This window comes from Moorena sp. SIO4G3, from assembly GCF_010692305.1.
Lineage (GTDB): Bacteria > Cyanobacteriota > Cyanobacteriia > Cyanobacteriales > Coleofasciculaceae > Moorena > Moorena producens_A.
Genome location: NZ_JAAHIG010000032.1, coordinates 15,226 through 40,460 on the forward strand (window position 1 = coordinate 15,226; position 25,235 = coordinate 40,460).

At 43.1% G+C, this 25,235-nt stretch carries 9 protein-coding genes; 4 read left to right on the forward strand and 5 right to left on the reverse strand.

Annotation, left to right across the window (positions count from 1 at the left end):
• Positions 1 to 300 precede the first annotated feature (300 nt).
• The 4 genes from F6J99_RS08265 (at position 301) to F6J99_RS08280 (ending at position 17,580) form a co-directional block, all read left to right on the forward strand.
• Positions 301 to 9,309, forward strand: coding sequence for a LamG-like jellyroll fold domain-containing protein (locus F6J99_RS08265; protein WP_293112516.1), 9,009 nt, complete (start codon positions 301 to 303; stop codon positions 9,307 to 9,309).
• Between the two features lie 150 nt (positions 9,310 to 9,459).
• Positions 9,460 to 14,187, forward strand: a complete 4,728-nt coding sequence (locus tag F6J99_RS08270; RefSeq protein WP_293112517.1) for a hypothetical protein — start codon at positions 9,460 to 9,462, stop codon at positions 14,185 to 14,187.
• 271 nt (positions 14,188 to 14,458) lie between these two features.
• Positions 14,459 to 16,960, forward strand: a complete 2,502-nt coding sequence (locus F6J99_RS08275) for a hypothetical protein (RefSeq protein WP_293112518.1) — start codon at positions 14,459 to 14,461, stop codon at positions 16,958 to 16,960.
• 494 nt (positions 16,961 to 17,454) lie between these two features.
• Positions 17,455 to 17,580, forward strand: coding sequence for a hypothetical protein (locus tag F6J99_RS08280; protein ID WP_293112519.1), 126 nt, complete (start codon positions 17,455 to 17,457; stop codon positions 17,578 to 17,580).
• Between the two features lie 188 nt (positions 17,581 to 17,768).
• Here F6J99_RS08280 and F6J99_RS08285 read toward each other — a convergent pair whose 3' ends face one another.
• From F6J99_RS08285 to F6J99_RS08305, 5 genes are all read right to left on the reverse strand, one after another.
• The gene (locus F6J99_RS08285; RefSeq protein WP_293112520.1) at positions 17,769 to 18,836 is read right to left on the reverse strand and encodes a sulfite exporter TauE/SafE family protein; all 1,068 of its coding nucleotides are present in this window, start codon (positions 18,834 to 18,836) and stop codon (positions 17,769 to 17,771) included.
• Positions 18,837 to 19,242: 406 nt separating this feature from the next.
• Positions 19,243 to 20,991 (reverse strand): cupin domain-containing protein, encoded by a 1,749-nt coding sequence (locus F6J99_RS08290; protein WP_293112521.1) that lies wholly within the window; start codon positions 20,989 to 20,991, stop codon positions 19,243 to 19,245.
• 329 nt (positions 20,992 to 21,320) lie between these two features.
• A complete protein-coding gene (locus F6J99_RS08295; RefSeq protein ID WP_293112522.1) occupies positions 21,321 to 22,070 on the reverse strand; it encodes an SDR family oxidoreductase in 750 nt (249 codons plus the stop codon).
• Positions 22,071 to 22,481: 411 nt separating this feature from the next.
• Positions 22,482 to 23,870 (reverse strand): NAD(P)/FAD-dependent oxidoreductase, encoded by a 1,389-nt coding sequence (locus F6J99_RS08300; RefSeq protein WP_293112523.1) that lies wholly within the window; start codon positions 23,868 to 23,870, stop codon positions 22,482 to 22,484.
• 138 nt (positions 23,871 to 24,008) lie between these two features.
• A complete protein-coding gene (locus F6J99_RS08305) occupies positions 24,009 to 25,232 on the reverse strand; it encodes a 4-hydroxybenzoate 3-monooxygenase (RefSeq protein ID WP_293112524.1) in 1,224 nt (407 codons plus the stop codon).
• Between the last annotated feature and the right edge of the window lie 3 nt (positions 25,233 to 25,235).

Consider the following 25,235-nt stretch of genomic DNA (forward strand, 5'->3'; position numbering starts at 1 on the left):
AATACTGATTTGAACCAAACGGTTTTTGCCCACCCTACAGGCTGCTCTAATCATTAATACTGATTTGAACCAAACGGTTTTTGCCCACCCTACAGGCTGGTGTCAATTGCAACCGTGAACCGTTGGTTCCGTTCACGATCGAACAATACCAGGACTTACGCATTTGCCCCCTAAATCCCCCAATTCTGGGGGACTTTGACATCATTCCCCCCAAGCGAGCAATCCCTCGCTTGGGGGGCTAGGGGGGCGAAATCAAGTTAACCGCGTAAGTCATGAATACACACGAAGGAAATAATAGTTATGAACAACCAAAGTGTTTTTGATAATTTCATCTTTGATAATTTCCTCAAATCCTATGAGGACAAGACCTACAAGCATCCTACCCTGGTGCGCCATAAAGGCACGGTGATTGCCTTTGCCATGGACAATGAGCGACGTATCTATTACACAGTCCTCGACCTCAGCGACAGTGATGAAAATAAAGGGCCAATAGATGTAGAATACTGGTCTAAAAATCCCAGCCCCCTGCATTTTGCCAATGAAATAGCCCAGGTTGGTTATGGCTTGGTGGGGGCTACCAGAATGCCCACAGTCAAGAAAGGAACACGAACTGAAGACAAGCCAGAAAAATTAAACGCTGATGAAATTGACGACTTCCTCTCAAGCACAGCAAGACTAACAGCAGATGCCCCTTTCCAGGTACTTTCTGACGATCAGTATATCTACGTCTTTCGTCAGTCTATTGCTGATAGTGACTCAGATATAGTCTATAAACTCACCAGACTCTCTGGTGGTGGCTCATCTGGGGATAACACCAGAGATAACTCCGAATTTGTTCTTTCTGGAGGCAATAAAGTCCCCCTAGTCAACAATACTCTGCTATTAGACCGCTTTGTCCTTGCAGGTGCTCAACTGCAGCCCAAGATGGAAGTGCGTTATAAACGCAGCCGCAACAAAACCCAACCAGCTAATGCCAAGGATAGTCTGGGGGCTAAAGATATCGAAAGCAAACCTTTCTATGAGCCTACCCAAGAACTAGATTTCGTGCGCCAGCTTCAGGGAGGACGTTTCCAAGTTCTGTTGTTGCCGACCCAGATAGCTAATATTCAGCGCTGGCAAGTCTTTGCTTATAACAGTGCTACTAGCAAGATTGACTCCTTTAATATTGAGCGGGCTGGTGATGGCTTGTTTAATACTAAAGGCACTATCTATTACACTAGCCCTAACCCAGAATATCAGAATGCCGTTTTCCAACGTCGTAGTGGAGTAGACTCCTTTACGAATGAAGAGTTAGTACCAATTCTTAGTGCCCAGGGTGCAGCAGAATCAGCACTTAGTTTTGATGGTACTGATGATTATGTGGATTTAGGGAATCCCTCGGAATTACAGATTACAGGCAGTCAGACCATCGAAATGTGGGTCAAGCCCTTGTCTTTGGCCAACAGGCAAAGTCTTTTCTGTAAAGCCTATAACGGTGAAGGGGCAATTACCCTAGAAGTAGACGGCAAACTTTCCTATTACTACGGTACTGGTGGTAATAATCCTAGTGAGGCCAATATCAATCATGATACGTTTCAGGGAATTTTAAGTAGTTTTGGACTGCTGCGGGATGAATGGTCCCATATTGCGATCGTACGGGATTGCGAGAACCGAAAGCTGCGCTGGTACATTGATGGTGTAGAAGCGGGAGAGGAAGATCTGGTCTTTGCCGCTGCTACAGCAGGCACAGAGAATGTCTTGATTGGCAAGGGCTATGCAGATAATTTTAACGGTTCCATTGATGAGATTCGCGTCTGGAATCGGGCTCGTAGTACTAAGGAAATCAACGAGGATAGGCATCATCGCTTAGTGGGCAGAGAACCAGGATTGGTGGGTTACTGGCGTCTGGATGAAGGCACGGGTGATACAGTCTATGACCAAACCGATTCTGCCAACAACGGTACGGTTAACGGTGCAACTTGGGAAGTCTCTGATGCCCTCATTGGGGATCATCCAGGGATGAGTCGCGATAGTTTTTCTTTTGAGGGGCGCACGATTGAGTCGGGACTGACGGCGGTGCAATACTTCCAGCAGGAAGATGCTCAGGTGGGTAATGGCCAAGAAAGCAAGCCGATGAAAACTAATGCCCGCGTTATGTTAGCAGTAGCTACAGGTGGACCGGATTTGGATGGTGTGGCGACTGATAAGAAGTATATTGCCGGATTGGATTTTGCTGTTTCTCGTGAAGGGAAACTGGCGCAGGTGCCAGACCAAATAAATTTACCAATCTTGCAAGAGGGGACTAATGAGACGCTGGAGTTACTCCAAGAAAAGGAGAATGAAAGGAGTGGTATTACAGCACAAATTAATCAGCGTCAATTACAAGATTACCAGAAATTTCAGGAAGATGGATCTACTCTTGATCCACCAAAAATATATAACCCCTTTGGGTGGTCAGTATCTATCAATGGAGATACTGCTGTAGTTGGTGATTTTGCAGCTGCTCAAGGAAATAGCACTAACGTTGGCAGTGTAAGTATCTTTAAATTAGAAGAAAATAGCTGGGTAAAGAAGAATACAATTTATCCAGATTCTACTTATTCTTACTTTGGTTGGTCTGTTGCGGTTGCTCAAGATCGACTAATTGTTGGATCTCCTAACATGGATGACCCAAATTACGGTCTCTATGCCTATAAACTGACAGGAGGTGGCTCTCAATATGAGCGAGAATATTTAGAGATTCCTTCTTTTGATATATCTCACAGTGCAAATAATTTTTATGGTGCATCAGTTGCTATTAGTGGCGATCTGACTGTTGTTGGGGCTCCTGGTAAGCAAATATTGAGCGATATTTTCCCAGGATACAGAGCGAGTGGTGAGACGCCAGGTCGTGCCTACATTTTCAGATATATGGGAAGTAGCTGGTCTTATCTGGACAGTGCTAGCAGTGATGCCACATTGATTAGTTCGAGTCGAGCTAATTTTGGTTCCTCAGTTGCAATCAGTGGTAATAAAATTGTAGTTGGGGCTTATGGTGAAGGACTTGAAGCCGGTAGCGCTTATATTTTTCGACTAAACAACAACTTGTTGGAACACGAAGAAACACTTAGATTTTTCAATGTCACTTCCTATGAACGAGAGGGATTTAGAGAGGACATTTTTGAGGCGGCACCTGAGTGGAGCAAGGGTTATTTTGGCTATTCAGTTGCTATTAGTGGAGACCGAGTAATTGTGGGAGCGCCTAACAGTCATGATCGTAAAGGCAGCGTCCATATCTTTGAATTCGACGGTAACTCTTGGAATTACATTACACAACTTGATCAAATTGATAATGACCCATCTATTGAATGGTTTGGCTTGTCAGTTGCTACTAGTGAAAATAGAATTCTTGTTGGATCCACTCAGAAAGTCCATATTTATGAATTGGAGAATGGAGTTTGGAGCCAAACATCAAGCCAGCTCCAGGCTGATTCAGAACAAGATGTCCCCTATCACCGGTTTGGTAAGTCAATAGCTATCAGTGAAGGGAAAACCATTATTGGCTCTCCTGATCCTTATAGTGGCGTTGCTGCTGCCTATATTTTCGATCTAGACCTTTTCAAACTGCGGTTAGAGTTATCAAAGGTAGAATCTAAAATCAGCACTCTTAAAGAAGAAGTTGCTCAGGTAGCAAAACCCATGTCTACCTTGCACACAGACCAATACGGTTTGATAACAACTGGTGGATTACTTGGCTTTGCCGACACTAACGATACTCCGCAGCTCTTCGACAGTGCTACAGGTAAGCTAGCTCTCTACTTCCGAGGAGCTAACCAGCAGTTCTTAACTGCCTATTATGACACCAAAACTGCCCACGCCCAAAGGGAACTGACCATCGGTGAGCAAAAAGTTCGCTTTATTGCCCGTTCCGTTGGCGCGGATTCAAACTCTGCCACCATTACTATTAGTCCCAGTGATAGCACTGATACCTGTCAAGTAACCATCGCCAATCCTCAAACAGGAATGACTGAAACCTGGAAAAATGTGCCGCGAGACCCCCGGATGTTTAGCAAAGTTCTCAATGGACAGGCAAAGCCTCTCTATTTAGGACAAGTCGCAGCAACATCTGGCACAGTCACTGAACTGACTTTGGTGGAAGCAACAAACCGCCAGCTAGCAGCAGGTGCGGTGTTGAAAATTGGTGAGACCAAAGTTATTACCAGTGCGGAGGTTCCAGTCAACTCCAGCAGTATTCCTGTCAACAGTGCATCTCTAGATGTAGAAGAAGAGACTCCAGTTTATTTGGTTTTATACGATTACGCTTCCGATTATGCTGTCAATACTCCTGATGCATCTGCCAATACTTCTGTAACTCTCTCAGCACTGAGTTTTGATGGCTCAGGGGATTATATAGATTGCGGAAACATTGATTTTGGTCGCAACAATTACACTGTTGAAGCCTGGTTCAAGACCTCTGTCTCCTCTACACTAGACATTTTGGCTGGTACTATTTACCGCTATCACGGTATTTTGATTGAAGTCCGTCCTCAGGGAACCTTGCGCTACTTGCATCGCCAACCAACAGGAAGCAGTGGCGGAACTAGCCTTTTCACTACAAATACTTACACTGATGGTCAGTGGCATCATCTGGCAGCGGTTAAGAGCAGCACCAATATGTCACTGTATGTAGACGGTTCTCTACAAGTACAAGAATCTGCTCCAAGCGACTTTACCGACTCCCTAGAAGTTGTCATTGGCAGGCTAAGCAAAAGCAACAGTGCCAGATATTTCAATGGTGAACTTGATGAAGTCCGTATCTGGAATCGCGATCGCACCCTAGAAGAAATCAAAGCTGATATGAACCGCCGACTTAGCGGTAAAGAATCTGGATTATTAGGGTACTGGCATTTTGAAGAAGGTACAGCCAGGGACTATAGTGGCAATGGCCATGATGGAACTATATATGGTAATCCTCAAAATGTGTCATCTCCTCCAGCCTTAATAAACAATAGTGATCTACAACAAGAAAATCTACAACAAGAAAAGAGTTCCCGACAATTTCTGGTCTATTCGGAGGCAACCGCAGGCACAATTCCTAATGGCACAGTCACAAGTTTAGGGGATGCTCCTTCTTGTCGTTGGGTAGCTGATGCTCCTGGCTTGGCTTTAGACTTTGATGGACAAAGTCAATATCTAGCTATAGGTGAGGATGAAATACCTCAGATGGATGCTACTGCTAACCTAACTCTGGAGGCATGGGTTAAACCCAAAGTAGTCAGCACTGCAGCTCGAATAATAGTTTATAATGACAGATCCAAAAATAGTCAATATACTCTGGGGTTACTAGAGCAAGGCTCCTCAGCACTAGAGTTTGATGGCTCCAATGATTATGTAGACTGCGGTACCCAAATCCAAATTACTGAAGCCATTACCGTAGAGGCATGGGTAAACAAAATTAGCAATCAGGATGGTTTGATCCTCTATACAGGAGGTGGTTGGAGTGATTATGGATACAACCTATTCTGGTATCAAGGCAAGATACGTGTTGAGCTGCAAAGATCTGGTGAAAAAGTTACACTCGACAACAATCCTCCTAGTTATGATGAGTGGCATCACATTGCATATACTTGGGATAACACCTCAAATACAATAACTGTTTACATTGACGGTAACCTACAGCCTTCGACAAGAACATTTACAGGTCCGATTGGAACTCCGAACCAACCATTGAATATTGGTAGGAGCCAAACTAGAAATAACTACTTCCGAGGTGCAATTGACGATGTCCGCATCTGGGACTATGCCCGTACCGAAGAACAAATCCAAGCCGATATGAATCGCCGACTCAGTGGCAACGAATCTGGATTAGTAGGTTACTGGCACTTTGAAGGTGGAACAGCCCAAGACTATAGTGGCAATGGCAATGATGGAACGATACATGGCAGTCCTACTAATGTCTCTTCTCCCCTCCAGGAAGGCTACAAAGTCTTTGCCGGAGTAGGAGATCGCTACCTCAAAACTAAGGATGTCTTCCCCCTTGATAATTGGAATCATTTGGCTGTGAGTTATCACCAGTCTTATGCTCTAAATTTCGATGGTAACGACTATCTCGACTGCGGCAAAAACCGGGCACTCAATCTGTGTGAAGACTTGACCATAGAAACAGTAATACAGGTGAGTGACAGCAACTTACGGGGTATTCTCAGTAAAGGTCAGATAGGTTATGGGTTAGAAAAAGAAAGTGTACCCTATGCTTTGCAAGTAGAAGCAGGTCAACTGACTTTATCCTTTGAAGACAGTCAAGGCAGGATTCATAAATTAGAGTCTCCTGCAAACCAAATTCAGACCAATACAGTTCACAAAATCGCTGTTACTCGTCAAAAAGTTACTCAAACTACTGACAGTGGAGCAGACCCTGATGCTTGGGGCACTGGAGATGTAGCAGATATTGATGCCAAGACTGGTGATTTTACCTCTAGTGAAAATCAAAAAATTGACAAGGCAATGAAAGCTGATTACGTTGCCTCCAAAAAACGAGGTAAAAAACTCAAGCAAGGGTTGAGAGACCAGGATACTGCAACTACCTCCGAGCAACCCACATTCATCACTGGTCAAGGAACTGCTCAGTGGCTAGAACTGAAAATGTATATTGATGGTTTGCTGGTATGCAGTCGAGTGATTGAACCTGCTGTTAGTCCTGAAGGTAATAGTCAACCCCTAGAAATTGGCAGAACAGGTAACAGTTATTTTCAAGGTAAAATTTCGGAAGTTAAGCTTTGGAGTCGGGCACTAGAAAAAGGTGAAATTCACCAAAAGCTTACCGGCCAGGAAAAAGGTTTAGTTGCCTGGTGGCAGCTAGAAGAAAACGAAGGAAATCTAGCCAATGATTTCAAAGGAGGCAACCACGCTCAAATCAAAGGTGCCACTTGGTGTAAAAATCCAGATGTGGAAGCTTCCGAGTTTCTCCTCTATAGTAATGGTGTTGTCCTAGGAACAGAATCAGTAGAATCCAATGATGCTCTGATTTCCTGGGGAGATAATCAATTCACCCTTGGTGGTCGCCAAAATGGTGCAAGTTACCAAGACTATTTCAATGGCATTATGGAAGAAGTACGGGTTTGGAAAGTCGTACGTAGCCAAGAGCAGATTCTCGACAATCTCTTTACCCGCCTCAAAGGAGAAAAGCAAGACCTAATCGCTAATTACACCTTTGATGAAATTTTTGATAATGAGTTGAAAGACAGCAGTTTGATGGGAAATCATCTGCCTCTGGGGGCAGATGCTAACAAACCGACATCTGTTTTTTCTGATGCTCCGATCAGCAACGATATTCCTCAAGTGCGTTCAGCCTTAGCAGCAGTTGAAACCGTATTCAATGCCCAGATAGATAGTAGTCCTGCTGTCACCGAGTACGGGGATATGCAATATGACAGCCAGCAGAATTTAACTGGAGTCTTCAAACGCTGCTACACTTACATTAAAGATGGTAAATGGCGGTTAATTACTGGTTACAAAGTTGGTAATTTGATTACTGAATGGGTCAGTCAGGTACAGTTCGACCCTCAAATTATTGGTTACATCGAAGGCGCACCACCAATACCTGGTGAAAACATGACCGTCGGCCCCGTATCGCTTGGAGACACTGACACTTACAAACAAGCTAGCACAGTAGAATTAATTGAAGCAGAAGATGTCAATTATAACTTCTCCAGTTCCAAAGAAAATGGTTTTGACTCTTCCTTTGAAGCAGCAATGTCTACAGGTGTAGAGTTAGACCTACGGACTCTACTTGCTCCCCTTGGTTTTGGTGTCTCCTTCAAAGCTAAAGTAGAATTAAAGGTCTCAGGTAGTGGCAAGTTTCAATCCTCCGGCGGTTGGACTGATGAAAGCAGAATCACTAGTGGGCGAACAGTGACCAGAAATATGCGGGCAACTGCCGTAGGTTATTGGGAAGATAAAAATAATCTGCTCAATCCCCGCTTGGGGCAACGATATGTTCCTAATAATCAGGGATTTGCCTTGGTGCAATCAGAAACAGCCGACGTTTTTGCCTTGCGTTTAGCTCATAATAACGCTCTGATTTCCTATCGTTTTCAGCCCAACCCTGATATTCCCAAAGATTGGAACATTATCTCGTTCCCCATCAACCCCCGCTATACTAAACAGGGAACCCTAGATGGCAAAGTTGGTTATCAACCTGATGGCAGCGTTCAAACTGACCCAGATTATCCCCAAGCCACTCAGTATGGAGAATATAGCTACTTTAAGCCCATAGAAACCTATGCTCTGAAGCGACAAATTGAGAGGGAAGCAGCGGAGTTGAAAAATTATTATGATAACTACGATGCCTCACCCCTATCTAATAGCATTCTCAAAAATGTAATGAGCACCAATGCAGGACTTTTAGCCAGTGCTGCTGGAGCTATTCCTATTGGAGGAATAGGTTTAGGAGCTGCTAGCACCTTTGGCAGTCTTGCTGATGCCCTGACCAAAGACCAAAGCTTACCAGAAAAATTTGCTACTCGCAATATTGCCAATACCTATGTGTGGACAGCAGACGGGGGATTCTATGCTGAAACCACTAATACTATGGATGTCAGGCAAGAATCGAGTAGTGGTTCCTATTCTTTTAATACCAATTTTACTGGCGGTATTTCTGTAAATGTATCTGCTGCTGGCTCTTTTGGATTTGATTTGAATGGTAGTACAGGCGGTCATCTGAACATGACCCAATCTAAAAGTGCGGAAACGTCTGAATCTTTCCGAGTTGAAGTTCAGGTTAATCCCCAGAACAACTTGTACAAATATGAAGTTCCTGAAGATCAAAAAGATTGGGAGTCAACCTATGTAGATTACTTGCTCCAGTATGATACTGAGGGTAATCCGATTAAAGTTCCTGGCAAGGTCGATGCCTATCGGTTTATGACTTTCTACCTAGAGCCTAAAGCAGAAAACTTTGAAGACTTCTATGGTAAAGTAGTAGACCCGATCTGGATTGAGCAGAGCAACGACCCTAATGCCCAAGCCCTACGGGAAGCCAAGCAAACTGAGAAAAAACCAGCCTGCTGGCGGATTATGCACCGAGTTACTTTTGTCAGCCGTCTGCTACAAGATTTTAATGATGATGCTGCTTCTCAGTTAGCTAAAGATGCCAGGGCATTGAATATTGAAAGTAACTGGCAACTGATTAAAACATTGGAGCCTTTTGTGAAGAACAAAACAGATAATTTTGTGCAGTTTGCTGATGCAGTGCGGGATGCTTTAGAAGAGCATTTACCAGAATTGCAGCCCCACTCACCAGAAATTATCGCATACATGGCTCAATACTACGGTTTACCTGAGGATGCCTAATCCTCTTTAGGTTGGGTTTTGCCTCTTAACCCAACCTAACTGTGGCTTCAAGGGGTAGCCTCAGCTATTACTAGCAGGAATCTACACCTTGAAGCCCAACCTTATAAAAGCTATTTCTTTACTACCACAAATATTTAGGAAATAATCATCATGCCAACTGAAACAACTCAAATCGATATTTCTGATTTTGACCAATTTAAAAATTTGATGCAGACAGTTATCACCAAGTTAGACAATTTTCAACCAGGTGAACTGAATAAGATCAAAGCCCAAATTGCAGCAGAGGATAGACAGATTGTAGGGCTAGAATCAGAAATATCTGATTTAAGCTACAAACTATCCTATATCTCAACTGTACAACGATTAGACGACCTTGAGGGCGCAAGCGATCCAGACTCCATAGCTGAGAGATCAGAACTGAACACAGACGCTCAAGGACTTTTGACAGCACTAGGATTAACCAGAGATACATTACTCGATGGTAAAACCTTAGAGGAAGCGAAGGCTCAATTTGAACAGGAACAAGAGTCGAAAATCTCTCTTGTAAAGAAGTACAAAAATGACAGGCCAAAACTAGAAAAACAACAAGATAAATTAGTTTCAAAAATTAACCGAAAACTGCAAAAGTTCAACACAGTAAAACCAACAATTCAAACCCAATTGAACAGTCTGAGCAGTCCACCTACAGAAGAACAAAAAAAAGCTTTATACAAGTCTCTGCAAACTCTGTCTAAAACAGTTCCAGATAACACATATCAAAGAACTCTCACACTTTTAGACCTCAACGCCCGTGCTAGTTTATCAGAGAAAATAACTCAGCAAATACGGGAACAGCTAAACCAGCAATTTACCCCTCTTTTAAGCAAACCAGGAAATTCACAAAAAATTCAAGTTAACTTAAGTTTAGGAGCTGAGTTCGGTATCTTATCTGCTCTCACAGGTGGTGTCACCCTTGGTGGTGAATTATCTTACTCAATTACCGTCAACAACGATCGCCGTATCCAGGTAGAAAATAGCAAACTTGTCTCTTTAAGTTTAGGTGGAAACCTAGGGTCAGATGACGAAGAAACCTTATCTGCATCAGCAAAATTGACAGGAGACATACAATCTGGACAGAAACGTACTTATAACAGAATCGAGGATTTTGTACAGGCAGAAACTAGCCGTATTAGCACCGCTATGATACAATACAGTGCTAACAAAAATCCACTCAATCTAACTCCTTTCGAGAAATTATACCGTCAGAGGCAAGCTCTTAATCTCCGTGAGGAAGCACGTCAAAGGCAATCAGAACTGAATGACAATGCACAACTTCTAGGTTTGATAGATACAAGTGACAGTTTTACCATACCCCCAGAATCAACGGTTGACTACCGAACTACAAATTTTCGTGCAGTATCCGGTAGCAGTGAATTGGGTCTCAATACAGGTTTCCTAGAATTGGGTATCGGCAGAACGGATAAACTGAAGTTAGAGACCAGCTCCCGTACGATCAACTTTATCGACAATATGTTAGAGCACAGATCGCCTTCAGTAATTTATAGCATCAAAAAACCAGAGTATGTTAATTTTACTATTCAGGAAGGAGATACCGAAACTGTATATCAAGGCCGTGAGGGTGCTGAAAAACTTGAGAATTTACAGGTTGGTATTAATGCTCTGAAAACAGACATCAAGTCAAATCCCACTTTGGAAAACCAATACGCCCTCCGAGAATTGCGTCATGAACTCAAAGATGCCCTGCGTCATTTGTACTGGGAATATCAGGAATTTACCCAATTAGCGAACCGTAAGGATAGTCCAGATTCACCCCCGGAAGTTAAAGAACGACTAGAAAAATTCAAGAAAGACCGAGGTATATCTGTTAAAGCGAAAATATTTAAGGGTGATAACGTAGGTAGTCGTGCCGAGTATCTCAAAGCTATCAGTGTACAATATTCACAGTTAGCTAATTTGTATTATGACAGCTTTCCTGAGGGACAAACTCCTTTGAACTGGGATTATGAGTTTAATGATTATTTGCAGGATTTTAAAACGTTACTCAAAACTCCTCAATATTTTATTCCATCAGATGACCTTAATCAAGTATTTAATGCTAAACAAATTGCCCTAGGTAAAGAAATTTCTCAGGCAGCTTCCTTTACTGTCGGGGGGGATGTAATTTCCTCCATTGCTGGTTCTTTATCAGTAGAAGCAACCTATACCGAGATTCTCAAAGCTGATAACGAGTACACTGAAGGTAAGGGGATTTCAGTAGAAATTAAACTTTCAAGTACCGAATCTTTACAGGATACAATTAAAGGAGTTATTCAACAGCTGAACAGCAGGACAAACCTGAATATTGATGAGTCGATAGTAGACGCAACTATTGGCAACGATACAGTTCGATTAGAACCTAGTTTGGAAGATGGCGAAACTAACAAAATAGAGTTTAGTTTAGCCGAGAATGCTGGTTCATACTATCTTCAGTATATACGAATTTCTGATGAGTATACCCGCGACTTGAGTGCTGAAGTACCAATTGAGACTGGGCAAGGTGTTACCCTCAAAATAGGTGGCGGTGTAGGTCGGACCGCTACCCGTAACCGCTGGGAATTTATTGCTAATAACACAATTACCTATATACGTGATATCTATACTGGCTTCAAATTAGGAGAACGGAACGAAGACTGGGAAAAATTTAAGACAAAGGAAGAATCCTTTTTACGGAGGTTGTTTGACCAGTTGAGCAAAGAGAATACTAATGCAGCTCACGAAATGACTGACAATCTTAACAAAATTAACAAATCGGCAGTGACCCAAGCCTGGAATACAGCGTTGGCAAATTATCGCAGGGATCCACAAGGCAAATACGGAGAACTTGTGAGTGCTTTCGATCAAGTGATGAACGAGCGTTATCTAGTATTCAAACAAAACTCTGACGAACGCTTTGTCAACAACTTCAGAACTCGAGATTTGAAAGAATATGTGAACATGGTACTGTCTAGAGCAGCAACTGAGTTTGCCATAGAATACAGAGTCCCAGCAACAGTTAATCAAGATATCAATAGTTTGCGAACATGGGCAGAAGCAGAATATGCTAACAGACCAAGTCCAAATAAGCTTGACATTCTCAAGCAAGTCTATGCCCTAGATTATGCTAGCAATTCTTTAAATGACCTGCTGCAATCTCCGGATGAGATTAAGCGCAAAGGAACTACACTACAACTGCTCGATGATAATTACATTGATGAATGTCGCCGAAATCCCAAGGTTTACCTCCAGGATGGTGTAAGTGGCCAAATTGTGGTCAATCGACGAGACCCTCGCTTGATTTCCTTGGATGTCACCATAGGGAGTGATGTTACTAGGCAAGGAAATTACCAGCAACTAATGAACAATAAGTTCAGCAATATTACTGCCAATAATATCGCTGTACAAATGGGTAAAATCACAAGGGAAGGAGAATCAGACCAAGATAAATCTCAACTACCTGATAGTTATCCTAAAGTACTTGCTCAAATTCTTCAGAACTACGGACTGGGTAGTATCACTCGCAACGAAACTGTTAACAAGATAGCAGAAGGAAAAGCGACGGCAAATGAGCTCGACAGATATACTAATCAGATAGTAGAAGTTTTTCAAAATGCTCTCAGTAAAAAAGACCCATCAAATTACAGCGACAGTGATCTGGAAATTATTACTCGTCTGCTCCATGAAAATTCTACTCGCTTGCAACAAGCTTCGGATACTGAAACTTATATGAAGGTCATCTCCAAAGCCGAAATTGAAAATCTGCTCAAAAAAGAATCGGGAGACCCAACATTGACTGGGTTCAGTAATTTTAATCAGTATTCGGAAACATTACCTGCCAGCGATGTAATCAGACAATTTGGACTAGATTACCAATATCAAAATGATTCTGGAGAAATGATCAAACCTTATCTGATGTCAGCAGCTGGACAAGATCGAACACTTCCCTTCGTTTACTATGTCACCACACCCATGACAGAGGAGATCAAAAATAATGCCAAGATACCCCTCGACCGCAAAGTGAAAGCGAAACTAGAAGCGATCGCCAATGACCCCCGAAGAAGCGACGACGATGAAATCAAAACAATGGCAAAAGAACTCACTGCTGTAGGAGTTTATCATGAACTTACTCCTCAGTATACCTATGATCAACCCAGATATGGTACTCAAACTGATGGCAAAAGCTCCTATGCAGGTATGCTGCGAGCAACTTATTCCACTTCCAACTCTCAACTCTCACCAGGAGCTACGATTCGAGCCAAAGGACCTAACGGCGAAGATTTTAAAATAGCTGATTGGAATGGTTTGGCATGGACTGTATCTCCTCAAAGTTCAGTAGATTTACCAGATTGGCTCAAGGATCGGGGACGACCAGAAGACCAACTCAATGTTGAGGCAGAGTTAAAACCATGGAAGATAGTAGGTGACAATAGAGTTACACCACCAACCAATCTTCCAGAACCAGTAAGAGCCTTTATGGCGCACCATTTCCAAATGAGTTTAGATGATATCACCATCCAAAGAGTTAATAGTACAGATAATGATGATTCAACGGCTACATTAATTAAATTTAAGCCTGGAGAGTATAATGATACTTCAGAAGAAGGGTTGAATAAAATTGCTAACAAATTGGGTGATACACTGAAGCTTAAATTTACCAGTCATGACAATCAATCTAATATTCCCAGAGCCATAGCTGCAATCAATAGTGAGTTAACTACCAGGTCTGGACCTATGAAGACTGATGTAATGATGGGACGCCGACCAAAAGCTCCGGTTAAACCGAGGAAGAACAACAACTCTAAGCACTATACAGGTAAACCATCCCTTGGCTCTACACTAAGAAGAGGAACTCGCCCGAAATAAACCAAAGTTTGATCATAGCTTGTTAGGCTATCCTCAAACCACAGAAAATGTAGATTTCTGGAAATGGATATAGCATTCCTATATCCTGATCAAAGTCCAAAGCAATTTTAACTAGCTCAGGACTTACGCAAAGACACTATATCTAGTAGGCAAAAACTATAAGGTCACTAATTAGTGGTAGGCGTTGATGAGGGTTTTAATCGCCCATCATACGCCGCTAAATTGCTGATTGCTGATTACTGACAGCTATTCAATTAGGAGATTAAGAATTATGCCTGAAGCTAACGTTGCCAACAAGACAATTATTTCTCTGGAAAACTTTCTGGAAAAAATGACAGAGAAATATAAAAATGATTTTATTGATAAAGTTACAGAACACCCAGGTGGAAGTATAAATCAAACTAGAGCTGACGACTATTTTCGGACCTTTGTTAAAGCTTTATACAACAATCGAGTCGAAGGCATAGGACCAGGTTACGGTTATTTCTATGAAGGTGGAGCAGCAGGGGAAAAAGGAAGACAAAACTTAGTTGAAGCCTTTCACGCAGAAGTATCCGAGTTTATTCGAGCATTTGGTCCAGTAGCTGCTCAGGGTTCAACTCTATTGTGGAGTTCCTATGCCATTGGTCGGTTTGCTGCTGAAGACAAAGAAATTCTCAGAAGTGCTGGAGTTACGGATGAAAATGCCGAAACTCTCAATAAAACAAAAATTGGTGAACTTTGGGATAAACTGAAGATTACCACTGAAATGGATGAGCAAATTGGTTATATATGGGACAATCAATATCATGTCTGGGCTAGCGTGTCTAAAGAATTTGCTTCTAATGCTGAGGGTGAAGTCCATGTCTTTCTTCCGAAAAATATTGCTGCATCCACAGTTTTCTGGAACGTAGAATTACCTGAGCTGCGTCAGCGGATGCAACCTTTTACCAATGACCCTAAGGTTGATAAAATCACTATTCATCGCCTGACTGATCAAGCACTTGCAGACGTGAACGAGATCAATAATAGGCAATGGGAATGGCAAAAACAACTCAACGAAGCCACTGATGATAGTGAGAGGAACAAGTTTCAAGCAGAGATCGATAAGTGCAATGAAGAAAAGAAGCAAGTTATGCTCAAAACCGACAACACTAATAACTATATTAGTTGGCAAAATTTAGACTTTTCAGAAGCTACTTTAGAAGTACCGAAGTTTTCCGATAAACAAAATAAACTGTTAGAGGATTCCAATCCTTTATTGCTTGCCCGAATGGACAACTACGTCAGAAGTAATCACAAGAGTAGCGAAATTACTATTAATAAGCTTACTGAGATTGCTCGACGCTGGAAAGATAAAGCTAACACCCCGAGCACAGATATTGAGGTATATCGACAAATTGCGGACAAGTACGGTCACTTTGCATCTGTTCCCTTTGACACTGCTCAGAAGATAGCCAAAGGTCAAGGGACAAATAGTGAGATTAAACAATACGGTGACAAGTTAGTAAAAGCTTTTCAAAACGATCTCAGTACAAAGGAACCACAAAATTATAACGACAGTGATATAGAAATTATTACTCGTTTGCTTTATGACAATTATACTCGCTTGCAGCAAGCTTCGAGTATTGAAATGTCTACAAAAGTAATCTCCAAAACCGAACTCGCAAAGCTGGTCAGAACAGACCCTGGAGCTCTAACATTGGGTGGCTTCAGTAACTTTAATCAGTATTCTCAACAATTATCTGCCGGAGAAACCATCCAGCGATTTGGACTAAATTACCAATACCAAGATGCTTCAGGACAAACAGTTAAACCTTATTTAATGTCAGTAGGTGGTCGAGATCAAGCATTGCCCTTTGTTTACTATGTCACCACACCAATAACAAACGAGATCAAAGATAATGCCAAGATACCTCTCGATCCTACAGTGAAAGCCAAGCTAGAGGCGATCGCCAATGATGCCAACAGAGATGACAACGATGAACTCAAAAAAATGGCAAAAGAACTTACCACTCCTGGAGTTTATCATGAATTGACTCCTAATACTAATAACAATCTACCCAGATATGGTACTCAAACTGATGGCAAAAAATCCTATGCAGGTATGCTGCGCACAACTTATTCCCCAAGCAGCTCTGAACTCTCACCAGGAACAATGATTCGAGCAAGAGGGTTTAACGGCGAAGATTTTAAAATCGCCGATTGGAATGGTTTAACATGGACTCTATCTCCTCAAAGTGTAACAGATTTACCAAGTTGGATCCAAAATCAGGGAAGACCAGAAGATCGACTCAACTTTAATAACGATTTAGAACAATGGAAGATGATCGGTGAAAGTAAAATGATACCACCAACCAGGATTCCAGCACCAGTAAAAGGTTTTATGGCACATCATTTCCAAATGAATTTATCTGATATCACCATCCAAAAAGTTAACGCTACAGATAATGATGATTCAACGGCTACATTAATTAAATTTAAGCTAGGAGAGTATAACGATAGCACAGAAGCAGGGTTAACTAAAATTGCTAACAAGTTAGGTGATGCACTCAAGCTTAAATTTGCTAATAATGGCAATCAACCTGATATTTCCAAAGCCATAACTGAAATCAATAAAGAGTTACCTACGAAGTCTGTATCTATTAAGAATGATTTGATGATACTACGCCGGGTAAAAATGATCTCCGACAATGTTACTAAGAAATCAAAGCCTAAGTACCCTACAGGTAAAAACCCCTCTTCCTCTGTGTCACCGGGTACAAGAAGACCGGTCTCAAGACGATCCAGATGATGATCATGGGGTTTTGAAGAAATACGTGCAAAATTGAACAAGATGTAAACATTTGTAAGCAAGAGCAGATTAGATCAATAGAAACGTTGCCTAATTTGAGTTATTCTAGGCAAAGTTTCTCCCCTTTATAGGCTTTGTTCCATGAATCGATGTCGGGTTGACACGGCTGGGCATGTTGGCGGGGGGGAATGGTTGCCTTGGTCTGCGGTTGCTCAGCTGAAAAGTATTTCTAATCCTGACATGATATAGCAGAAGTCAGAAGTCAGAAGTCAGAAGTCAGAAGTCAAACTCTTGCGCTTATTTAGGTTTGAGACTTTTGTCATGTCCTAACTGCCCTGGCGACTGCTATATCAACTCTGATATCATGTCGGGATAATTACCCTTAATAAAAACCTCCCCCATCTCCCCATCTGGCCATCTCCCCATCGGGTGCATCTCATATTTGTAAAAAAGATCGGAAGTGTGGGGCCCTCACAGGGGTAGGTTTTTTACATTTGGGTAAAACATGGGACGACCTAGAGGGAGAGGAAAAGGAAAACAACGAAGAAGCGATGCATCGCTTTCTTATCCCCCACACCCCACACCCCACACCCCACACCCCACACCTGAGGTCAAAGTAAAAAACCTACCCTTATGAGGGGCGCGGGGCCCGGGCGCAGGGAGTGTGGGAATTTTCGCCCGAATTTTTGCCTAATTTCAAAAGCGATGCATCCCTTTGCGTCAATTCTTGTCCACTGTTCCGGTGATCCGCTGTTCCCTGTTCCCGACTTCTGCCAGAAGTCTAATGATGAAACCAAGAATCACTCAATTAAGCGCGTCTCAGTTTTGTGCGATACATCAGATAATAAAATGAAGTAAATAAAATCAGGGCAAACAATCCAGCCGAAACTACGGATGTCGTGAGCGGAATCAACAGTAAAGAAGTCAGCAATTCAATTACAATTAAACTAATCAAAATCCAAACCACCATTTGGCGTTTCATCAGACTACAAAGAATTGCTCCGGTTGGCGCACCCACTACCACAACCGGAACCGCCGCTAACCAATAATTACTGACTGGAGTGACAAAATCCCCCAGGATAAAGTTATGAATTAAAAAGCCTGTGATGGCATTAATTGCCATCAAAATCACCGAAGTTGGAGTGCTAATTTTCTCACACAAGCCAAACAGTAACACCATTACAGAGTAGGCAAAAACATCCATTCCACTCCCAACTAACCCACTAATCATACCGCCCATTAATCCGACGACTAGAGATAAACTTTTTTCTCGTTTCCCCCAGTGTTCAATCCTCAATTTCCGTTCAGTATTAGTTAAATTTAAGTGAATTAAAATGAGGGCAAAACTGCTCACCATCATTGTAAATGAAATTTTAATCACTTCGGGAGGAAGTAAAGGAGCCAGAAAAGCTGTTCCCATAAAAATACCTGGAATTCCCCCTAAACTCACCCAACGAATTAACTTCCATTCTACTGGAGTTTTCATAGCCACAATCGTAAAAGATGCCGCACTCATGCCAATACTTTGAATAGCTAAAGAAAAGAGTTTTGCATCGGGGGGAGAGACGTGAAGCCACTTTGTTAAAGCTGGAAAAGCAACTGCCCCTCCTCCCATACTTGTCGCTCCTGCAACCATGGAACCAAAGACCATTGTGAAGGCAAATTCCCAGTTAGCACACAAATTGGAAAGTGCTCGACTAGGTCCAATTGCAGTTAACCATACAGTCCATATAAAGATAGTGCATAGTAAACTAAAGCGGATGGAACGGCTCGAAAAAATAACCTTGGCAACCAGACAAAACAACTGGCAGATCAATTTGATTTGGTTCTTGATGTTGCTTTTTACGGTTCGTCGATTTCGTTTTTGCTCAAGCATACTCGGGCTACTCGGGGTTTAAGTCGTAGTGGAACAGTTGCGTAACATGAGTCAGAGAATGCTAGGGTTCTTCTCCTGTGCTTGTCACGGTTGGGGTTAGGTTTGGATTGCCAATGCTCCTGTCTCAGTAGAGTTGAGAGAATAAGAGGCGATTGTCAACGGTCCCTTTTGGCATTGCTGAGGGGCGGAATTAATATGAGTGGGGTGGGCATCCTGCCCGCCTGGGAATTGTAACGGGCAAGATGCCTGTTACACGGCAAGATACCCATCCCACCAAGATGCCCATTCCACCTCACTCTTAAAATCATTCCATTATTAAGCAACGCCTCTGTTTTAAGACGTTAGAATTTTTTGAGAATTGCTCACTGGGCATTCATCCCTTTTTGGGGATGAGTGCTCGATAAAGCTAAACAATACTGAAGTCAGTACTGGTAATGGTGCTAGCTTCTACCCCAGTCAAAATTGCCAATAATTCATTGCTGGTCGTGAGACTGACCAAAGTATCATTTGCAAGCTCGTGAGTGCCCTGAGTAATCTTCAGCTCCGCAAACCCTAGACCAGCGGAGAGTTCAATCAGATCCTGATCACTAGTAAAGTCAGTAATTGTGTCAGTCCCGGCTCCAGCGGCAAGCACAAAGCGATCGCGGCCACTGCCGCCTGTCAGGATATCGTTACCAGTACCGCCCCGAAGCAAATCGTCACCCCTGCCGCCTGTCAGGATATCGTTACCAGTACCGCCCCAAAGCAAATCGTCACCCCTGCCGCCTTTCAGGATATCATTACCAGTACCGCCCCGAAGCAAATCGTCACCCCTGCCGCCTTTCAGGATATCATTACCAGTACCGCCCCGAAGCAAATCGTCACCACTCAACCCTTTCAGTTTATCATTGCCACCCTGGCCGTTGATGACATCATTGGAGTCATTAAAGCCTTGGGTGTTATTGTCAAGGTCGTTGAGGAATGTGACCGAGTTTTTATTGAAAACTTTGCCCCTTTGTTGGTTCGCATTAAAGACATCAAAGCTATCTTCAACTTTAGTCTGTCCGTCAAACAGAATGTTGCCGATATCCTCCGACGCACCTGTAGCTTTAGTAAGGTTATCTAGGTTTTCCAGGGCAAAATCCTGCAGGATGACCCCAGTGTTCTCAACCCCTTCAAAGGTGATGATCAAATCATTTTCATCCTGATTCAGAAGCATGTTCTCTGCACTCAGCGATGGCCCCTCAAACTTCAGTGTATCGACTTCTGCAATCACGGCATCCGAGGGAGTAACTCCTGTGCCTACACCGCCGAAATCAGTGATGGTGTCTGTGCCTGCACCACGACGAACTATAAACGTGTCTTGATCACCACCTCCTGTGAGGGTATCATTCCCTTCGCGACCTGAGAGGAGATCGTCCCCCTCACCTCCATAGATTAGATCTCGACCAGTTCCGCCGATGATTGTGTCATTACCCTGCTCCCCATAAAATCGATCCTCACCATTTCTGCCGATGATGAGGTCACTACCTTCACTTCCGATCAGGATTTCACTCCTTTCATCTCCGTATAGAGTAATGCCGCCATCTTCAATGATAGGCTTACCAATCAGTGCAGCCTCTGGATAGAGTTCTAGACCGAAGTTGGGGGCAACTGCCACTACTTTTGGGATATTATCTACTGGTATATTCGACGGGTCTGAAACAGGCTGACCTGCTTGCCTGAAAAAGTTTTCAAGTCCTGCAGGAGCAGCGATTACCAACATTCTTGCTGGTTCCGTCCCCAGGTTTTTGAATGCGTGGACTTGACCTCTGGTATAGGGGATAAAGTCTCCGGCGGTTCCCGTAAAAACCTGGTTCCCCACCTGAAAGTTGATTTCCCCATCCACAACATAGAATACCTCATCTTCTCTGGTGTGTATATGGGGTGGAGGTCCAGCTTGGGGCGGAACCAGAAAATCGAATAGAGCGTACTGCCCGTAGGTATCTTCGCCAGTTGCAAGAAAAGTATACACACCCCCCGATATTGCGATTGACTCCAGGCTACTGTCTGGTGGTGTCTCTGGAGAAATCTGCTGTTGTTCAAATAATGCTTTGACTCTTTCAAGCCCTGCCGGACTCCTGACGTCAATCCCTGCCGGCTTATTGATGGTTTTTAAATCTTGATTGTTTTTCATTTTCCCTAATTTTATCTTGTTCTTTTAAGTCGCTCGGCAAATTTTTGATTGCATCTTTTTTTCTTGTGTGCACCGGAAAGCGGATCTGTGCTACGCGCAGGTCGCTGTTAAAACCACCTTCCCAAAGCCTGATTTTGACCTGATCTATTTGTATTTAGGACTTACGCAAATCCCTCAATTTAACTCTACCTGTAGGGTGGGCAAGGTTTTGCCCACCCTACCCATGGATTGTGTGCGTAAGTCCTGTGTATTAATTCAGAACTATCGATAATCAAGCTTTGGGAAAAAACCCAGCTATTTGGTGGTTTCAGAAATTACCGTAAATAAAATTACACCTCCGTCCATCCGCCATCGACCACTAGTTCCTCACCAAGCACGAATGACGATTCTTCGGACGCAAGGAATAGGACTGCCTTGGCAATTTCATCAGCTTCTCCGAACCGCTGCATTGGGATTTTCTGCTGAAGCTGAGTGGCAAACTCTTTAAGGTGCTCCTGCGGTACTCCGAGTTTGCTATAAATGGGCGTTTGAATTGGTCCTGGGCTAACCGCATTTACCCTGATGCCCTTCTCGATCAGTTCAGCAGCAAGAGTGCGGGCAAGGGATCGCAGTGCTGCCTTCGATGCCGCATAGATACTCGACCCAACCATTCCCATCTGGTTGTTGACCGAGGTATTGAGCACTATGCTGCCTGATTCACCCATAATCGGCGCAACTTTCTGCACGGTGAAGAAAGCACCTTTAAAGTTAATCTTGAATATCTCATCAATCAAAGCTTCGTCAACCTGCATCATCGGCTCAAGTTTCGCGATCCCCGCATTAACGAACAACACGTCAAGTCCTCCAAAGTGTTCCTTGACCTCAACTACCATGGCATCAATGTCAGCAACTTGACTCACATCGGCTCGAATCGCGAGCGTATCCGGGCCAATCCGAGTGCACGCTTCCGAGAGCCGACCCTCGTGCTGACCGATAATCGCAACTCGGGCACCTTCCTGAGTAAAGAGTTTTGCTGTTGCAAAGCCAATTCCGGTGCTTCCACCAGTAATCAGTGCTGTTTTTCCTTCTAGTCGTTTCATTGTTACCTCCATTTCATTCACTTTAAGTACAAAACCTTGACAATTCCATACAGTTTGGACATCCAGGATATCCTAAGCTCTGTATTGAAAGCTTTTTTACTCTGGCTTCCCTGGTTGGTGAGCTTAAATAGGGCTTGCTGATTAACTCTCAAAGCATTGACAGATAAAGGTTTTAGCATTTTCTGGTCGAAAAAAGTGCCAGCTTTTCGGTCCAAAAAGCTCAAAAAGTTAGGATTTTGGGCAGACAAGGGCAGAAAAATCAAGGGATAATTCTTCCTCCTACCTCCTATATAATTCCCATTTCTCCTAACTCCTGACTCCACACTCGCTGACTCCTACCAATACCAAAAGACTTTTTTAGCAAACCCTAAATATGCTCACCATTGATACGGTTGAACTGACTCAACCTGTCTACAAAACTGCCGCCTTTTGTGTCTCTGTTTGTGTCTGTGTATTAATTGATTCAAGAAAATCTTCTGGGGGTGTAAAGCTTGCTGGATCTGCAGCTTTGTAATGAGTATCTGGATAAATCGGGCAATCGTAAATGCGCTCAAAAGGCTGCTCGAAGGTATCCCATTCTTTTTTAGAACGTAGGTAGCTCAATACAGGCTGGTCTCGTTCAGCCCAGAAATCCCCGGCAAACGTTTGAAGTACAAAGCGGAAACCGCCGGGTAAGTTTAGACCCATCTTATTCATGTCTCTGTTGAATTCATAGTAGTAAGAGTAGACCACTCGGAAGTAGGAGTCGTACCCTGTTTTGCATAAGTTTTCAAAGTCTTGACATGCCTCCAAATCATCCTTACCCTCAAAAATTTCGTGTATTGCCTCAGCTGCTTTCAGTCCACAGAGCATGCTGAGAAAAACACCCCCAGAAAATACTGGATCTACAAAGCAAGCTGCGTCGCCAACAATAAAATATCCAGGTCCAGTGAACTGCTCCGAATAATAGCAAAAATCTAATTCTACTTTCGGTTTATTAAACAAGGGAGTTGCGCCTTTTATCGCACTCTTAATGCGGGGAGAGCGATCGCAATGTGCTTTGAAAATTTCCTCGGGATTGCTCTGTTTTAGAATGCTTAATGGCATCACAGCTCCAACACTCATCACGTTGGTTTCAATAGGTATCCCCCAGAGCCAACCATCTTCATGACAGCTGAAGAGCACGTCACCTTCAACACCTGGATTGTTTTCAGCAACCACATCCTTATAGTGTTGAAAAACGGCAACATTTTGCAGCTTATTATTCATTTTCCTTAGGTTAAAATGCTTGGCAATTAACCCAGCCCGACCACTAGCATCTACCACAAAGTTCGCTCGGGCTTCATGTCTGCAACCTTGATACTGATATTCGACTCCGGCAAGTCGTTCGCCATCGAATATGAGTTTCTTGACATCTGCTTCCTGTAATACTTGAGCCCCTGTATCCTGAGCATGATCCAAGAGAATTTTGTCAAAACGGGCACGATTAAGGTTGTATGAAAAGGGGGTTTGCCCTTTTGCCACATTGCCAAAATTCTGCCGCCTCAAATCTCCAGTTGTCCCAGTTAAGAATTCAACTCCGTTTTTCTGCACAAACCCACCTTCCTTGATTTTGTCAGAGATATCTATCATCTCAAACAGCTTATACAGGTAGGGCACCATCGACTCGCCGATATGAAATCGGGGAAACTTTGCCTTTTCCAATAAAAGAACTGAGTGACCATTCGCTGCTATCTTGTATGCACAAGTTGCTCCAGCAGGTCCGCCGCCAATGACAATTGCATCAAACATTTTGAAAGTATCTGAATTATTAAGTGTCATAAAAACCTCCTAAACGAAATACTTGGACAACTAGTTTACGATTTGATTTATCTAACAAGAAGTGTCGTACAACCTGTTAAATTTAGAGTGGCTGAATGCTTGCATCAATAGTTTCCAAAGAAACGCGATGAATTATTATTAGCATGCCATTTCCAGCTCATTATAGTCAGATAAACTCCCAACATATTTTCTGGAAAAGTCTGCTGCAAATGTCTTCAAACTCATCAGTTGAGATATCTTAGACTGTTGGAGCTGCTTCATGAAGCGGTCATTCTCTGAATTTTGTTCATCTATATTCACCATATGAAGCAGCGAGTGGGAAAACTCCTGGGTTTGCCAGATCTCTGGCAGACGAATAGCTGAGTATTGTTGAAGGATAGAGTCATTGTGGCTGATTAGATAGTAGTTCACCATTAATTTGCCCAAAACCTCAGCATCCTGAATGGCTAGGTTCATGCCTTTGCCACCTGAGGGAGTGAGAATGTGGGCAGCATCTCCTGCAAGAAAAAGGTTCTTGTACTGGATTGGGTTCGAGACATAGCTCCTCATCCTCAGCACTTGCTTGTCAGTAATCTTACCTTCGGTCAGTGACCATCCATCTTTGGCAAGTCGAACATGGAGTTCTGACCAAACACGTTCATCGGGCCAATTGTCAACGCTGTCGTCTAATGAGATTTGCAGGTAATAACGGGAAATTTTTTCGTTCCTGAGCATATGACCGGCAAACCCATAAGGATGTATTGCATAGATAATATGCTCGGTTGAGGGAGGTGCTGCAGCCGTGATTGCTAGCCAAGAAAAATTGTAATTTTTGTAGTAGATATCTACGGCTTCTGAAGGAATTGATTTTCGGGCAATACCATGAAAACCGTCACATCCAGCAATGAAGTCGCAATCAATAACAATCGTGCTTTGTTTAATCTCGTCGTAACACGAGACTTGCCCAGGATAGCTATTCTTAATCACAAGACCTTTCGTGCTGAATCGTATTTCTCCGCCAGCCTCTTGAAACTTCTGAATCAGATCGACCAACAACTCCTGCTGAGGATAGGTATAGTGCGTTCGACCCTCACACATCTTGGAGTATTCGAGTAAGAAGCTGTATTCCGGGCTTCGGAATTCACACTTCCCATGGGGCTTTCCTTCTCTCAACAAGCGGTCGGCGAGTCCATACTGCTTCAGAATACTTACTGCCTTGTGATCGATTAGTCCCGCTCGGGCACGGGAAAAGACCTCCTCACGACTGCATTTTTCGACTACTATACACGGGATATTATTTTGCTGTAGGATGTTTGCCAATAATAGACCTGCCGGTCCAGCTCCTATAATGCAAACCTTCGTTGAGAAATGATTGTTAAGCATAGT

Excerpts from the sequence above, each read along its gene's own strand:
- F6J99_RS08265 (WP_293112516.1), top strand. The coding sequence starts at position 301 with ATGAACAACCAAAGTGTTTTTGATAATTTCATCTTTGATAATTTCCTC.
- F6J99_RS08270 (WP_293112517.1), top strand. The coding sequence starts at position 9,460 with ATGCCAACTGAAACAACTCAAATCGATATTTCTGATTTTGACCAATTT.
- F6J99_RS08275 (WP_293112518.1), top strand. The coding sequence starts at position 14,459 with ATGCCTGAAGCTAACGTTGCCAACAAGACAATTATTTCTCTGGAAAAC.
- F6J99_RS08285 (WP_293112520.1), bottom strand. The coding sequence starts at position 18,836 with ATGCTTGAGCAAAAACGAAATCGACGAACCGTAAAAAGCAACATCAAG.
- F6J99_RS08290 (WP_293112521.1), bottom strand. The coding sequence starts at position 20,991 with ATGAAAAACAATCAAGATTTAAAAACCATCAATAAGCCGGCAGGGATT.
- F6J99_RS08295 (WP_293112522.1), bottom strand. The coding sequence starts at position 22,070 with ATGAAACGACTAGAAGGAAAAACAGCACTGATTACTGGTGGAAGCACC.
- F6J99_RS08300 (WP_293112523.1), bottom strand. The coding sequence starts at position 23,870 with ATGACACTTAATAATTCAGATACTTTCAAAATGTTTGATGCAATTGTC.
- F6J99_RS08305 (WP_293112524.1), bottom strand. The coding sequence starts at position 25,232 with ATGCTTAACAATCATTTCTCAACGAAGGTTTGCATTATAGGAGCTGGA.